Raw genomic sequence first — 16,262 nt, 5'->3', positions numbered from 1 at the left:
CTCCTTTATTTTTTATAATAAGGAGTCTGCTTCTTTAATTATTTTTTTAATATCATTCAAGTTTTCAATAATAGCTCCGCTAGCTAATCGATGTCCTCCACCACCTAACTTTATAGCTAAATTATTAATTGAAACATCTTTAGATCTGAACTCTACACGTCACTTATTGTCGGTTCTTCAGGAAAAGGTAATTCAAATTTTAATTTCCTTAATATTACTTAAAATATTTGAAAATTTACCGCTTGTTGACGGATCAATATTGAATTCTTTATAAATATCTTTGTTTATTATTAAATAACCAACTCCCTTAGAAGTTATATGAGCTTGATTAATTAATCTTGTATTTAACAAAACATCATTTCATGTTTTTTCATACATATTTTTATAAAGTTTTTTAAAGTCAAAATTTGTTTTAAATAAATAACTAGCAACATCAAATGTTCTTGAAGTTGTCCCTTCATATAAAAATCTTCCGCTATCTGTACAAATTCCATGATAAATAATTTGTGCGCATTTTTTGTTTACATATCAATTATTTTTTAAACTTAGATAACCAACCATTTCACTTGCACTTGTAAATGATGTATCTACTCATGAAATATCACCATATGGTTCAACATCTGGATGATGATCAATTTTAATAACCTTTTTAGCTTGCTGCAAAAGTTGTTTGTCTTCTATGTCAATTCGTTCTATGTTTCCGCAATCAGTTACTATAACCAATGCATTTTTAAAAACTTGTTTTTGAAAAACATCCATATTCCCAACAAAATTTAAGTAGGAAATTTCTTTACCAAAGGCGTAAACTTTTTTATGCTTAAAATTATCTAAAATTAGACTTTTTAAACCCAACTGAGAGCCATATGCATCACCATCAGGTAATACATGTCTCAAAATAATAATGGTTTCAAATTTAAATATTGATTTAACAATCTCGTTCATATAATTCTTTTTTTTGTTTTTAATTTATAATTATATTCAAACTAAATCCTAAACCCTTTTTTAAATTATTAATACTTATAGTCCCAAGATAGGTCCTGGGGTGGAATCAATGGCCCGTTATGCCAAACTATATAAGTTTAATATTTAGTTCTTGCCCTTATGATATTAAACTAAAAAACAAAAGCAAGGATTTTTTATGTTTTTTTTATAAAAAAATAAGCAATGATTTTGAAAAAGTTTATGTATTATTTTGTTAAATTTTTACTACAAAAAAACATCATTTTTTTTGACAAATGATGTTGTATTTAATTTAAATTTGTTTATAATTTTTTTTAAAAACTGCCAATCATAATTGAAAATGAAATTAAAAATATTAAGACCGCTGAAAACATTACAATTATAAATGCATAAAATGTTCAAAATTTAAATAAGTCTTGGTGCTTTGTTGTTTCTCCAAAATTTTTTTGTTTTAAATTTCTTTGTTTTAAGTATTTAATAAAAGCAAACAAAGTTATAAGAAATACCAAAATTGAAATTAAAATAATGATCCCACAAACAACGGGTGTTGATGTTTTATTTAAATTTGCTGTTTGTAATAAAAATTTCATATTATACCTTTCTAATTTTGTTTAATTTTCTGTTTGAGTCACGCTCTTTAATTGTTTCTCTTTTATCAATTAAATTTTTTCCTCTTCCTAATCCAATTTCAAGTTTAACTAAACCATTTGAAAAATATAACATTATTGGCACAATTGTTAATTTTTCAAGTTTAACTCTTTTTAACAGTTTCATAATTTGTTTTTTGTGTAATAACAACTTACGGTTTCTAGTTGGTTCAGAAGTTTTTTGAGTAGAAAATTCATATTTTTTAATACTCATATTTAAAATATATGCTTCTTTTTCTTTAATTAGTATAAATGATTCATTAATTGAGACATCATTATTTCTTATCGATTTTATTTCATCTCCATTCAAAACAATTCCTGCTTCAATAGTTTCTAAAATCTCATAATTAAAACGGGCTTTTTTATTTTTAATAATTATTTTTATACCCATTTTAATCACCTGCCTTAATTAACAAAATTCAAAATCTATAATTCTTCTTTTAACATCAGCTGCTATCACTTTGATTTTAACTTTTTGTCCTAATTTGTATGTTTTTTTATCATCAGTTGTATAAATATTTCTCTTTTCATCAAATGTGGCATTTTTTAAATTAGTTATATGTACTAATCCCTCAACACAATTTTCTAATTGAACAAATATTCCAAATTTTAAAATTGCAGAGATGATTCCATTGTATTCTTGGCCAACCTTATCTTTCATAAATTCAGCCATACAAACTTTATTAACTTCACGCTCTGCATTAAGAGATTTTTTTTCCGTTTCATTAATGATTTCACATGCTTTATCAATAAAAGAAATATTTTCATTTTGATAATCATCTTCTTTATTTATTAAATATTTTTTTAGATATCGGTGTACCATTAAGTCTGAGTATCTTCTTATCGGTGAAGTGAAATGGGTATATGTGTTTGCCGCTAAACCAAAATGACCAATGTTTTCTGATTCATATCTAGCTTTTTCCATATATCTTAAAAGTGTTATGTTGATCACTGTTTTTTCATTAACATCAGTTACTTCATTTGCAATTTTTTCTAGTGCTTGTTTTACATCTAAGGGTGTTATATCTTTTTCTAAATTAAAAGGAACATTAATACCTAAAAGTTTTAAACTATTTACTCATTCACCCATGTTTTCTTTTTTTGGACTTTCATGGTTTCTGTAAAGAAAAGGCATTTTAATTTTTTCCATTTCTAGAGCAACTGTAACATTGGCGCTAACCATGAAATTTTCAATTAATCGTTCAGCAATTCCTCTTTCACGAGCAACTATATCAACAACATCAGAATTAGCATTTAAAATTGCTTTTGGTTCTGGAATATCAAAATCAATTGTTCCTAACTTATCTTTTCTTTTTTCAATAATATTATGTAACTCTAAAGCATCTCACAACATTGCATTAACTTCATCGGGATATTTTGATTTTTTTGTTTCAAATAAATCATTTACTCCCCCATATGTTAAACGTGCTTTTGAAATCATTATTGATTCATAAATATTAGAATCAATAATTTCTCCATTTTTATTTATTGTCATTTCACAAACCATACACAGCTTTTCTTCATTAGGATTTAATGAACAAACTCCATTTGAAAGAACTTCAGGAAGCATTGGTAAAACTTTGTTAGCTAAATAAGTAGAATTTCCTTTATATAAAGCCACATAATCTAATTTAGTTCTTGGTCTAACATAATAACTTACATCAGCAATCGCAACTGTTAATACATAATTATCATTTACTTTTTCAACACATACAGCATCATCTAAATCTTTAGAATCAGCACCATCTATTGTTACAATAGGTTTATTAAATAAATTTTTCTCTAATCTTTTTTTAAATTTAATATCATTTTTATTTATTGGTTTTGCAACTTCTTCCGCTTCTTTTAAAGACTCACTAGAAAATCCTGGTTCAATTTCATTTTCATAGGCAATTGAAATAATTCTATCAACAGCCTTATTAGCATCACCAATAATTTCATCAATATACACAAACATTTTGTTTTGTTTTACATTAGAAATAGAAACTTTAACTATCAAATCTTCTTTTAATTTATATTTATTTTTATTTACCAAAACAATTCGGTAGTTAATAAATGCAGGATCTGAGGGAATGAAATCTAAAAATCTTTTGTCTTGACTATAAGACATAATTCCCACTAAAGTTTTTTTATCTCTTTTTATAATTCCTTCAACATTACCACGATATCTTCCATCGTCTTCTTCAATATATGAAAATATTACTTCATCATTTGAAATACTATTATTTAAACCAAATTTGGGCACAAAAAAATCTTGATTAAATTCATTGTATTCTTCTAGTGGTTTTATAAAACCAAAACATTTTGAATTAATTCTTATTGTTCCTTTTTTCAAACTTTTATTATTTAATATAATATTAGATTCGATAGTTTTATATATCTTTTTTTCTTCTATTAATTCATCTATTAATTTAAAGAATTTATTTTTTTCAATGTTTAATAAATTCTTTAAATTATCGATGCTTGTTATTTTTTCTTTTTCAAGAATATTAATTATTTGTTCTTTCATAAAATTATTTTAAGTAAATATTAGTTAAAATCGCAGAAGTTATCGCAATCACAGCAAGCACAATTCCTATAACCATCATTCAAGTAGAAAGTGTTTTGTCTAATCCTCTTTCTTTAGAATTTGAGAATAATTCATCATTACCACCATTAAGTGCGCTTAGACCAGTTTGTGATTTTTTATTTTGAATCATTCCGATTCCAATTATAATAATAGAAATTATTAAACAAAAAACTTCTAATGCAAATACCACAACATTAACTGTTTTTTTATCTGAAGCTGCTACTAGTAATAACTCAAACACTTTTTTATTCCTCCACAATGATATGATACTATAAAATTATAATATATTATATTCGTTGGTGGTCTTTTATATGCAATTTATTGAAAAAATGATAAAAATATTTTCATACTTTTTAAAAGATTATGGTTGAAAAACAAAATACAAACATAAAAAATTAAAAAACTTAAAAGATATTTTAAAATCAAATAGCTGGATTGTAATTGATCTAAGAAATCAAGCTGCCTATTATGAACATCATCTTCAAGGTACTGTTAATATTCCTGCACTAGATTTTTTTAGAAAATATTATAAACATTTAAAACCTAGAATGAAAATTCTTTTAATTAGTAATGATTATAGAAGCAATTTAAACATCTATAATTCTCTAAAGAAAAAAAGATATAACCCATATGTTTTATATGCTGGTTATAAAGAAATTAGAAATAATAGTAATTTTGATAATTTAACAAAAGTTAACATTATTTAAACAACTCTTGAATCTCTACACCTAACCCTTTAGCAATTTTTTCGACTGTTTTTAGAGAAATGTTTCTAACTCCTCTTTCTGTATCTGAAATATAATTTTTATGTAAACCTGAATTAAAACTTAATTCTTCTTGAGTAAGTTCTTTTGCAATTCTAATATTTCTCATATTTTTAGTAAAAATACTTATTATGTCTTCACTTTTTTTCATAAAATTATTCCTCTCTTGAAGCTTTAGCTATTATTTTAAATAAATTGCTAATTCCAGATTTAGTTATTTTAATTCCTGCTTCATTCATTAAAACTTCTAACTCCGCAAATGATGAATCGGGATTTTCTATTCGCAACTCACAAAGTTTTTTTGCTTTATAAGATAAATTTTTGTATTTTTTTTCTGAAATATTTTTAATTAATTCAGTTTGTTTTTCACTTACTTGAATTGATTTTTGCTGATTATAAATATCAATATTGATCATTCTATTTATATTGTTTGAATAATCTCTTTTAATTCTGGTATTTTCAAAATAAATAACTGATTTAGGAACATCAATAAACTTTAAAAAATCAGAAATTAAAAGTGATTTTTTAATATACATTACTCATTTATTTTTTCGCTGAATAATTTTAAAATTAAAGTTTTTTAAAATTTTACTTAAATAAATTGCTTCCTTTTTGTTATCTAATTGTATCTCTAAATGATAATTAGAAGTTTTGGGAGAATTAACACTTCCTGTTGCAATGAATGTTCCGGCTATATATGCTCTTAAAATTTCTTCTGTTTGAACCCATTCTTTTTTAAGAGTAATTTTTTTTTGCAACGTGTCTGGCTCTAAGACTTCATATTTTTCTAAAAAGCTTTTAACATTGTTTGACAATATTAGTTCATATACTTTGTTTTTTTTAAGTTTTTGATATTGAACAATACGAATATTAATTTTACCATCAAAAACATTTTTAATTTTCTTATAAAATTCTCTTATTGTTTGATTACTTGAAGAACTTATTTTTAATTCAAGGCCATCACTTGTAAATAAAATTTCTCCATTATGCTTTATAAAACCTGATAAAAAAGCTGTGGTTTGATCTTCATTAAAAGTATGTAAAACAATTTCTTCTTTTACTTCTATTGAAAACGACATATTTAAACCACCTTTTATTTATATTTTTTTTCTAATACATCCTTTGTATAAAAATATTGTTTTTCATAGCGCATTCCCGGTTTTCTAAAAACGTACGGGAATACAAATTGACATAATAATACAATTATAATTCCTATAACCATCATTGTAAATATTAAACTTACTGATAATTCTTTGTGGTATTTAATAAACAAAATATTATCGGTTTTCATTGTTTCAAGTATCCCTCTTACAAGATTTCAAATTGCTCAATAAAATCCTGCTTTTACACCAGATTTAAGCGTATGATAACCCTCGGGATTATTGCATTTATTTAATAAAATTCCTTTTTCAAGATGTTTTTTAAAATTTGATTTATTAGAACTTTCAATATTTTTTAATTCTTGTAAAAAGTTTTCTCTATTTTCTTTGTTAGATTTGAAATGATATTCTTTATCCCAAATATACATATATGAATTTTTATATTCTTTATTAAGATCAAGTGGTGCTATTAGTGTTTGTTTTCATGAAAATTTATATTTATCCGATTTTAATTTTCAAGGTTTTTTCCCAGTTGCTTTAACAATAAAAGGAATAACCATAATAAAAATTCAACCTAAAAACAATCCAATTGATTCATAGAAGAATATTGGGTGGAATTGATAAACTGCTCCATTAAATGTATATTGAGTATTTACACGAATAAATTTAGGTAGTCAAGATAATGGTGTGTTATTTTCATCAACTATTCCTGCACACGGTCCAACTAATTCGTGATTAAAAAAGTTTCCTCATCTTCCAATTGCTTGTGCCAACATTATATTTGGAACAAAACAATCTAAATACTCTCAAACAGAAATATCAAATTTTTTACTAAAATAAATAAGGGCTGGAATTGCAAATATTGTTGCAGTTATTACACCACCATGAATTGCCATACCACCTTCTCAAAATTTAAATAAACTAAAAAAACTTGCGTCTGGATCAGTATTAACTTTCCCTACAAAACTAGCACCCATAAGCGATAAAGGAATTATAGGAGTTGCTGCTAATAATAGTTGCATTACTTCTGTTTTTCGTAGTTTTGCTTGATAACATGACAAAAGTATTGCAAGAATAAAACCAATAGTAATAATTGTTGCATACATGTGAAATGGACCGTAATTTTCCTTAATGGTTCAATAACCCATTCTTCCATAATTTGAATCCCAATCGGGTCAATTAACATTATATGAACTTAACATATTATTTACCTAACCTATCTAAATATTTAATTGCCTCTTGGGCCGCAATAGCTCCATCAGATGCTGCGGTAACTATTTGTCTAAATGGTGTATCCCTAACATCTCCTGCAGAAAATATTCCAGAAATTTTAGTGTGCATTTTTTCATTTGTAATTATATTTTTTTTATCATTTAAAAATTTAGGTTCAGTAATAAATTCGGTAACAGGTTTTTGACCAATAAAAGGAAAAATTGCTGAAACTTTTAATATTGTTTCTTTTCCCTTATCATTTTTTAAAATTAAACTTTCTACTTTATCTTTTCCATTTATTTGTGTGACAACAGTATTTAAAATTAATTCAATTTTTTTATTTTTTTGAATTCTATTAAAAACGTCATCATTAACTCTAAATTTTTCACTTCTGTGAATTAGATAAACTTTGCTTGCAAAATTTGTTAAATAGTCTGATTCCTCAAATGCGGATCTCCCACCACCGACAACAGCAATTTCTTTATTTTTATAGAATGCTCCATCACAAATTGCACAATATGAAACACCTTTACCATAAAATTCATCTTCGCCCGGAATGCATAATTTATTTTCTTTAGTACCAGTTGCTAAAATAATTGCTTTAGTTTGAAAACTTTTTTCGTTAGTTAAAGTAACTAAAAATCCATCGTCATTTTTAATATAATTTTTAATACTTGAATATTCAAATTGTGCACCAAAATTAGTAGCATGATTAAAAAGTTTAGTTGCCAATTCAACTCCATCTATATTTTCAAAACCAGGATAATTTTCGACTTTATAAGTCTTAATTATTTTACCTCCAGGTGCTTCTTTTTCAATAACCAAAACCTTTTTATCAGCTCTTGCAGTATAAATCGCCGCACTTAATCCAGCAGGACCAGCCCCAACAATGACAACATCATAATTTGTATTCATAATTTACTCCTTAATAAGATTTTTCATATAACCATTCTGCTTCTCTTCATTTATATGGTGCAATAAATTGAACTATAACTAAAAATGAAATAGAGAGAATTAACATAACAACTAAAAATAAGGCATTACCTGGTATGTTTCTTATAGTCATTTCATATTCTGATCTTTCTGAAAAATCTAAAATAATTCTAATTAAAACATAACCGATGAAATATAATGAGCCTTGAACTCCACAATGCATAATTGTGTAATTTCCAGTATTATTTAGATTATACATTTTTTTTGAATTACTCATTCAAATAGATTTTCATTTTGATTTTCCTTTTGAAGCTAAAACATTTTTTATTTTGTCATATTCTTTTTGAGCATCGCTAACTTCGATAGCATTTGGTTCATATCAATAATATGCTTTTCTTCAAGCGTTTTTTCTTGAATAATAAACTTTTCCATTATATTTAATTTCATCAATAGCCAATTGCGTTTGAACAAATTTTAATTCTTCTTTTTTAATTGCATATTTTTTAATTGGAAAAGCTTTTTTATCAACATTTCATGGTTTTGAACTAATTAAATTAAATAAAAGTGGCACTATAAAAATAATTATAAAAAATAAAGTTAAAGTTAAAATTGATTCAACAAGACAAAGTGGCACTCTATACTCGACAACATCATATCTTTTCCCTGTGGCTGGATTAGAAATGTAAAAAAAACGTGATCAAATAAATTTTGGCAACCACTTTCAATTCTCAATATTGGTTGATTTACCTAAAATTTCATGATTAAACAAGTTCCCCCATCTTCCTATAGATTGTGCTAATAAAACATTAGGGAGAATACAATCAGCATAAACTAAAACTGATATTTTATTTACCCTCCCTTTTTTTTGCAAGAAAATAAATGCACTTCCAAAACCGCATATCATTCCCCCAAAAATGCTCATACCCGGATCTCAAAAATAAAAATATTCTCATATGTGTCAACTATCTTGTTTTCCTGTATCTAATTTGCCAATTAAAGATGCACCAAAAAAAGCGATTGGTACCGAAATATAGATTACATTAATTATGTCTAAGACTGGAATATTTTTACGACGTAACCTTATGACTGATACCAAAATAGCAACACATGCTCCTGTTGCTATTAATATTCCATACATAAAAGATAAATCATCTGAAAAATCTTTATCAATTATTTTATTAGGCATAACGCTACTTAAAATATTATTAAGATTCATTTTTATCAATTCTTTCTTGTAATATTTCCAATGCTGGTTTATAGTTTTCTAATTGTGACATTTTTAATTTTGCAACTGCAGTTTCAATTATATTAGCAACATTTCTACCAGAAGATATTGGTAATTTAATATATGGAATATTTGTTTCTAAATATTCTGTTAATTTAATATCTGATCCTAATCTTTCAAAAGTATCAGCTTGTTCAAATTTTTCTAATTCAATAACAAGGTCAAGCGAAGTCTGGTCAAGTATAATTTGATGACCAAAAGTTTGTGTAACATCTATTATTCCTAAACCACGAACTTCAATTAAATTTTTTAAAATTGGATGTGACTTAGCATATAATTTGTTCATTTTTTTAAAAACTACAACTCTGTCATCAGCGACAAATAAGTGGTTATATTTTACAAGATCTAAAACTAATTCTGATTTACCAATACCAGATTTACCAATTAACATAACACCTGTTCCAAAAATATTCACAAGTGACCCATGAACTTCAATAGATGGTGCAAATCAGTCATCTAAATATCCTAAGATATCATGAGTTAATGTTGTTGAATTTTTATTAGATTTTAAAATTGGGGTTTTGTATTTTTTAGCAACTTCAAAAATTGTTTTGTCTTCAAAACTATTAGTAATAATAATTGCTGGTAAGTTCATTTTAAAAATATCTTCATATTTTTTTTCTTTTTCCGCATTTGTAAAAGTTGTTAAATATTTAAATTCCTTAGTTGCAAGCAAAACTAACCTATGAATTTTTTCACCCTTAGCTGTAAATCCAGCCAATTCTAAACCTGGTCTATTCAAACCATATATTTCAACAATGTTGTCTAAATATTCATTTCCATATAAAACATCTAATTTAAATTCAGATACAATTTTTTTAATAGTTAATTTGTTCATGCTTATCTCGCTTATCTCATATTTATATTTTATCTTTTATTTTATTAAATCATTCATAAACTTGTGGAACAAAATATAAACTTCCACAAACTAAAATATTTTGATTAATATTTTTTATTAAAAATTGTTTCCAATCATTTACAAAATTAATATCTTTTATTTTACTTAAGTCTGCTGCTTTGAAATTTTCAAAATTTGTAAAGTACAAATTATTTGAAAAATATTTTTGTGCCATTGTTACTTTTTTGGCATCACTCAAACCAACTAAAACAATAGTTCCTGTTTCTTTAATAGATGAACTTAAAATTTTAAAGGCTTCTTCATTATGAGCACCATCGATTACAAAAAATGGTTTTTTTCTTAATACACTATATCTTCCTAAAGGAAATTTTATATTTTTAAAATCATATTTTATATTTAAGTATTTAACTATCGCTTTAACTAATCCAACATTATCTTTTTGAAAATGATTTTCTTGTAAATCATCTATTTCTGAAAAAATTATTTTTTCATCAGAAAATTCTTTTTTAATAAAATCTTTATATTTTAAATTTGAATTTGCTAAAAATATTTTATTTTTATTTTTTACAATGCCAATTTTTTGTTTAATTATTTCTTCAATTGAATTACCAAAAACATTTACATGATCTAATGAAATTGAAGTTATGGCAACTAATTTTTGATTTTCAAAAACGTTTGTACTATCATACAATCCACCGATTCCGGCTTCTATAATTGCAATATCAATTTTATTTTTATTAAAGTAATCAATTGCAATAAGTGTTCAAATTTCAAAAAAAGTTAAATTATAAGTTTTTATTAATTCCTTATTTAAGTTAATGGTATTTTTTAATTCTTCATCAGAAATACACTTACCATTAATTGAAATGCGTTCATTATGGTTTAAAAATGCAGGTGATATAAATAATCCTACTTTTTTATATTTGGTTTGCATTGCATCTGCTAGTATTGTTGATGTTGAACCTTTTCCATTTGTTCCAACAACATTTATTACTTCAAAATTATTTTGAGAATTATTTTTAACTTCTATTAATAACTTTTTTAAATTATATTCTTTGGCAAATAAATTATTTTTCGGAAAAATATTTTCATTTACACTAATCATTTAAATACTCCTTTAAGTATTTTGCTGTGTACCCCTTTCCAGATTCAACCACTTGTTCTGGAGTGCCTTTAGTGACAACTACTCCACCATCTTGTCCGCCATCGGGACCTAAATCAATTATATAATCTGACATTTTAATAAAATTTAAATTGTGCTCAATTGTTAAAACTGTATTTCCCAAATTAACTAATTTATCTAAAACCTTAATTAATCTTTTAATATCATCAATATGTAAACCAGTAGTTGGTTCATCTAACAAGAACAATGTTTTCCCTGTTGCTTTTTTCAATAGATATGTCGATAATTTAACTCTTTGAGCTTCACCACCAGATAAAGTTACAGCATTTTGACCAAGTTTAATATAACCCAATCCAACTTCTAACATTGTGTTTAATTTATCATGAATGGCTGGAATGTTCTTGAAAAATTCACACGCTTCATCAACATTCATTTGTAAAACATCATAAATATTTTTACCTTTGTATTTTACTTGTAAAGTTTCTTCATTATATTTTTTACCTTTACAAACTTCACATATAACTTCAACATATCCCAAAAATTGCATATCAACTTTTACAACACCATCACCCTGACAACTTTCGCAGCGGCCACCAGGAACATTAAAACTAAATCTACCTTTTGCATATCCCCTTATTTTAGCTTCGGGTGTTAATGCAAATAGATCTCTAATATCATTAAATACAGAAGTATATGTTGCTGGATTAGAACGTGGTGTTTTACCAATTGGATCTTGTGAAATATAAATTACTTTATCAATGTTATTCCCACCAATAATTTTTTTGTATTTACCAGTTCTAATGATTTCTCCATTAACTTCTTTTTTTAATCCTTTATAAATTATTTCTTCAAGCAGTGTTGATTTACCACTTCCACTAACTCCGGTGATTGTCACAAATTTTCCAAGTGGGATTGTTACACTTATATTTTTTAAATTATTTTCTGTGGCTCCAATAAATTCGATTGTTTTTCCGTTACCACCACGACGTTTTTTAGGAATTTCTATTTTTAATTTTTTAGATAAATATTGTCCTGTAAGTGATTGGGGGTTTTCGCAAATTTGTTTGTATGTTCCCTCAGCAACAACGTGTCCTCCACTTTCACCAGCACCCGGACCTATATCAACAATTCAATCAGATTCTTTCATTGTGTCTTCATCATGTTCAACAACAATTAATGTGTTCCCTAAGTCTCGAAGTTTTTTTAGAGTAGTAATTAATTTATCATTATCTTTTTGATGTAATCCAATTGATGGTTCATCTAAAACATAAAGCACTCCAGATAATTTTGATCCTAGTTGTTTTGCTAGTCTAATTCTTTGTGCTTCACCACCAGATAGTGTCATTGTTGCTCTAGAAATATTTAAATAATCAAGTCCTACTTCATTTAAAAAACTGACTCTAGAAATTAATTGATTTAGCACAAGAGATGAAATTTCTATTTCTTTTTTTGTTAAATTTAAATTTAATAAAAAATCTAACTCTTCTCTAATTGTTAATTCTGTAAAATCTGAAATCGATTTATTATTTATTTTTACACTTAGTGCTGTTTCATTTAATCTTTTTCCACCACACGCGCGACAAACTTTTGAAACCATGAATTTTGCATATCATTTTCTTGTCTCTTCTGATTTTGTTTCAAAATATCTTCTTTGAACTAAGTTTGCAACTCCCTCAATGAAATCGCTACCCTTTAAAATATTTCCGCTTGAAGATTCAATTCTATATTCAATTGGTTCATCGCTACCATAAGCAATTAAATTTTTTTGTGTTTCTGACAGATCATCATATGGTTGATCCAGAGGAATTTTATAATAATCAAGTAATACTTTAAATCTTTGTCACTCTAAATTAGTTGTGTCAATTAAATTTTTGTAATAAATTATTGCGCCTTGTTTAATTGATAATTTTTTATCTGGAACTAATAATTCCATATCTGCTTCAAGATTAATTCCAAGTCCAGTACAAACTTCACAAGCACCATTTTTTTTATTAAATGAAAATAAATTCGGTTCTAAATCAGCAATATAAAAACCACATTCCTTACATGCAAAATTAGTAGAAAATAACTTATCTGTATTTTCTTTTAGATATTTAATTTTAATTAACCCTTTTGAATATGAAGCACAAACTTCTAAACCAGAATAAAGACGAGAATTAAAATCATCATTATCTGTAAAAATTAATCTATCCACAATAATACTAATATTGTGTCTTTTATTTTGTTCAAGTTCAATATCTTCTTCAAGTAGACGAACATTACCATCGACTTCTACTCTTAAGAAATTTTCTTTTCTTAATTTAAAAAATAAATCTTTGTGAGTCCCTTTTTTATCCCTAACAATTGGTGATTCAATAAAAATTTGTTGGCCTTCTTTTGTTTCTGCTTTTATAGTGTTATAAATTTCTTGAATTGATTGTGAGTTTATTTGTCCATGACCATTAACACAATAAGCTTTTCCAATGTTTGCTCACAGCAATCTTAAATGATCATGAATTTCTGTTGTTGTTCCAACAGTTGATCTTGGGTTATGACTTGTAGTTTTTTGATCAATAGAAATTGCTGGTGATAAACCATCAATTTCACTAACGTTTGGTTTATCAACCGTTCTTAAAAATTGTCTTGAAAATGAAGATAAAGACTCAATATATCTTCTTTCACCTTCAGCATAAATTGTATTAAAGGCTAATGAAGATTTTCCACTACCTGATAAACCTGTAAAAATAATTAATTTATTTTTAGGTAATTCAATATCAATATTTTTTAAGTTGTGTTCTTTTGCACCTTTTACAATAATTTTATCTACCATTTGTGTCTACCTCTAATTCAAAAATAATATCTCTTAAACGCGCTGCTTCTTCAAAATTCATTTCTTTAGATGCTTTAAACATTTTTTCTTTTAATTCTTTAATAATATTATTTTTATCTTTTGTTTTTTTAGTTTTTAACATTACTTCTTTAAAGTAATTATTTGTATTTTTGTTAACTTTTTTAATAATTGTTTTGGGAGTAATTCCATTTTTTTGATTATATTCTTCCTGAATTTTTCTTCTTCTATAAGTCTCATCAATGGCTTCTTGCATTGAACTACTTATTTGATCAGCATACATAATTACTTTTCCATTTTCATTTCTTGCTGCTCGACCTATTGTTTGAATTAAACTTCTTGAATTTCTTAAAAACCCATTTTTATCAGCATCAAGAATACAAACCAAACTTACTTCAGGAATATCTAAACCCTCTCTAAGTAAATTTACTCCGACAATAACATCATAGACTCCAAGTCTTAAATCATTTAAAATTTGTGTTCTCTCAAAAGTTTTTAATTCAGAATGTAGATAAGCAACTTTAATTTTTCGTTCTTGTAAATAATCTGTAATTTTTTCAGAGCTTTTAATTGTTAATGTTGTAATAAAAACTTTTTCATTTTTTTTATTTCGAATTATTATTTCATTGATTATGTCTTCAATTTGATTTTCAGATTTTCTTACTTCTATAATTGGATCTAATAAACCGGTTGGTCTAATAATTTGTTCAGCATATTTATTATGAGTAAGTTCTAACTCATAATCACTAGGAGTTGCAGAAATATATATAGTTTGATTTAGCTTGCTATTAAATTCATCAAAATTTAAAGGTCTGTTTTCTTTTGCTGTTGGTAATCTAAAACCATATTGAACTAGTGACTCTTTTCTGCTTCTATCGGTGTTATACATCCCTCTAATTTGGGGAATTGTTAAATGTGACTCATCAATAATAGTCAAAAAGTCTTTACCAAAATAATCAATAATAGTTCATGGCGTGCTTCCTGGTGTTCTAAAATCTAAATACATAGAGTAGTTTTCAATTCCTGAACAAACACCAAATTCTTCAAGCATTTCTAAATCATAATTTGTTCTTTTCTCTATTCTGTCAGCCTCTATTATTAATCCCTCTTTTTTAAAAAACTCAACTCTTTCTTTTAATTCTTTTTTGATTTTTTCAATAATTATTTTCATTTTATCTTTGTCTGAAACATAAGCTGATGCAGGATAAATTGTTAATGTTCTTAACTTTTCAAAAACATTATTATTAATAGGATCAGAAATAGAAATATTTTCAATTTCATTTCCAAAAAATTCAATTCGATAATTTTTTGAATCTGTTCATCCTGGTCTAATAATTAAAGTATCGCCCTTCACTGAAAACGAACCAATTTCATTATCAACATCATTTCTAACATAACCCATTTCAATTAAAGATAATAAAATATCTTTTAATTTTATAATTTGTCCTACATTAAATTGTGCAAAAAACTTTGAATAAGTATCTGGGTTTTGTGTTGGATATATTGAAGCAACTGAGGCAACAACAATTGTATCATTTCTTGTAATTAATGAATTTAAAGAACTGATTCTCATCATATCTAAATCAGTATTTCTACGTGCGTCTTTACTAATGTATAAATCTTTGGCACTAACATATGCTTCTGGTTGGTAGAAGTCAAAATGTGAAACATAATATTCAACCTTATTTTCTGGAAATAATTCTTGAAATTCAACATACAATTGCATTGCTAAAGTCTTATTACTTACGATAACTAATGTTGGTTTTTGAACCTCTTGAATAACATTTGCAATTGTAAAAGTTTTTCCAGTACCAGTTGCACCCAATAATACTTGATGTTTCTTATTTTCTTTTAAACCAATAACTAATTTTTCAATTGCTTTTGGTTGGTCACCACTTGGTTGATATGTGGTTTTTAACTTAAATTTTTTCATTTCAACCTCTTAAAATACAAAAAATACTAAGAAAATTTCCTAGTAAATTT

At 25.8% G+C, this 16,262-nt stretch carries 15 protein-coding genes and 1 riboswitch; of the genes, 1 reads left to right on the top strand and 14 read right to left on the bottom strand.

The features are described from left to right. Positions 1-12: 12 nt before the first annotated feature. The 5 genes from AACL01_RS00355 to secG all read right to left on the bottom strand — a co-directional run bounded on the left by AACL01_RS00355 (position 13) and on the right by secG (position 4,408). Positions 13-942, bottom strand: coding sequence for a bifunctional oligoribonuclease/PAP phosphatase NrnA (locus AACL01_RS00355; RefSeq protein ID WP_339022868.1), 930 nt, complete (start codon positions 940-942; stop codon positions 13-15). A gap of 73 nt (positions 943-1,015) precedes the next feature. Continuing rightward, positions 1,016-1,079, bottom strand: a riboswitch (nucleoside riboswitch). A gap of 195 nt (positions 1,080-1,274) precedes the next feature. Further along, entirely contained in the window at positions 1,275-1,550 is a 276-nt protein-coding gene (locus tag AACL01_RS00350; RefSeq protein WP_339022867.1) for a hypothetical protein, read from the bottom strand. Between the two features lies 1 nt (position 1,551). Further along, positions 1,552-1,998, bottom strand: coding sequence for an SsrA-binding protein SmpB (gene smpB / locus AACL01_RS00345; protein ID WP_339022866.1), 447 nt, complete (start codon positions 1,996-1,998; stop codon positions 1,552-1,554). 18 nt (positions 1,999-2,016) lie between these two features. Then, a complete protein-coding gene (gene rnr / locus AACL01_RS00340) occupies positions 2,017-4,116 on the bottom strand; it encodes a ribonuclease R (RefSeq protein ID WP_339022865.1) in 2,100 nt (699 codons plus the stop codon). A gap of 4 nt (positions 4,117-4,120) precedes the next feature. Beyond that, on the bottom strand, positions 4,121-4,408 hold the full coding sequence (gene secG, locus AACL01_RS00335) for a preprotein translocase subunit SecG (RefSeq protein WP_422397970.1): 288 nt from the start codon (positions 4,406-4,408) through the stop codon (positions 4,121-4,123). Between the two features lie 79 nt (positions 4,409-4,487). Here secG and AACL01_RS00330 point away from each other — a divergent pair, with 79 nt between their 5' ends. Then, complete coding sequence (locus AACL01_RS00330) at positions 4,488-4,883, top strand: rhodanese-like domain-containing protein (protein ID WP_339022862.1); 396 nt, start codon at positions 4,488-4,490, stop codon at positions 4,881-4,883. On the opposite strand, the gene AACL01_RS00325 is transcribed toward AACL01_RS00330, so the two are convergent. From AACL01_RS00325 to uvrB, 9 genes are read right to left on the bottom strand one after another with little or no spacing between them, the layout of a single operon-like run. After that, positions 4,876-5,091, bottom strand: coding sequence for a helix-turn-helix transcriptional regulator (locus AACL01_RS00325; protein ID WP_339022861.1), 216 nt, complete (start codon positions 5,089-5,091; stop codon positions 4,876-4,878). The genes AACL01_RS00330 and AACL01_RS00325 overlap by 8 nt on opposite strands. A gap of 4 nt (positions 5,092-5,095) precedes the next feature. Then, on the bottom strand, positions 5,096-6,019 hold the full coding sequence (gene whiA / locus AACL01_RS00320) for a DNA-binding protein WhiA (protein WP_339022860.1): 924 nt from the start codon (positions 6,017-6,019) through the stop codon (positions 5,096-5,098). A 14-nt stretch (positions 6,020-6,033) separates the two neighbouring features. Next, positions 6,034-7,242: a prolipoprotein diacylglyceryl transferase gene (locus AACL01_RS00315; protein ID WP_339022859.1), complete on the bottom strand. Its 1,209-nt coding sequence runs from the start codon at positions 7,240-7,242 to the stop codon at positions 6,034-6,036. A gap of 1 nt (position 7,243) precedes the next feature. After that, positions 7,244-8,167 carry a thioredoxin-disulfide reductase gene (gene trxB / locus AACL01_RS00310; protein WP_339022858.1) on the bottom strand — a complete coding sequence of 308 codons (924 nt, stop codon included), beginning with the start codon at positions 8,165-8,167 and terminating at the stop codon, positions 7,244-7,246. Between the two features lie 10 nt (positions 8,168-8,177). Next, complete coding sequence (locus AACL01_RS00305; RefSeq protein ID WP_339022856.1) at positions 8,178-9,371, bottom strand: prolipoprotein diacylglyceryl transferase; 1,194 nt, start codon at positions 9,369-9,371, stop codon at positions 8,178-8,180. Between the two features lie 19 nt (positions 9,372-9,390). Further along, a complete protein-coding gene (hprK, locus tag AACL01_RS00300; RefSeq protein ID WP_339022854.1) occupies positions 9,391-10,308 on the bottom strand; it encodes an HPr(Ser) kinase/phosphatase in 918 nt (305 codons plus the stop codon). 22 nt (positions 10,309-10,330) lie between these two features. Beyond that, positions 10,331-11,434: a bifunctional folylpolyglutamate synthase/dihydrofolate synthase gene (locus AACL01_RS00295; RefSeq protein ID WP_339022853.1), complete on the bottom strand. Its 1,104-nt coding sequence runs from the start codon at positions 11,432-11,434 to the stop codon at positions 10,331-10,333. Continuing rightward, on the bottom strand, positions 11,427-14,261 hold the full coding sequence (gene uvrA / locus AACL01_RS00290) for an excinuclease ABC subunit UvrA (RefSeq protein WP_339022852.1): 2,835 nt from the start codon (positions 14,259-14,261) through the stop codon (positions 11,427-11,429). The genes AACL01_RS00295 and uvrA overlap by 8 nt, the downstream gene beginning before the upstream one ends. Then, entirely contained in the window at positions 14,251-16,212 is a 1,962-nt protein-coding gene (gene uvrB, locus AACL01_RS00285; protein ID WP_339022850.1) for an excinuclease ABC subunit UvrB, read from the bottom strand. The genes uvrA and uvrB overlap by 11 nt, the downstream gene beginning before the upstream one ends. Between the last annotated feature and the right edge of the window lie 50 nt (positions 16,213-16,262).

Source organism: Spiroplasma endosymbiont of Crioceris asparagi (assembly GCF_964020035.1).
Taxonomy (GTDB): domain Bacteria; phylum Bacillota_I; class Bacilli_A; order Mycoplasmatales; family Mycoplasmataceae; genus TIUS-1.
The sequence above is the reverse complement of the archived record's forward strand: the minus strand, read 5'-3'. Positions and strand labels throughout refer to the sequence as shown.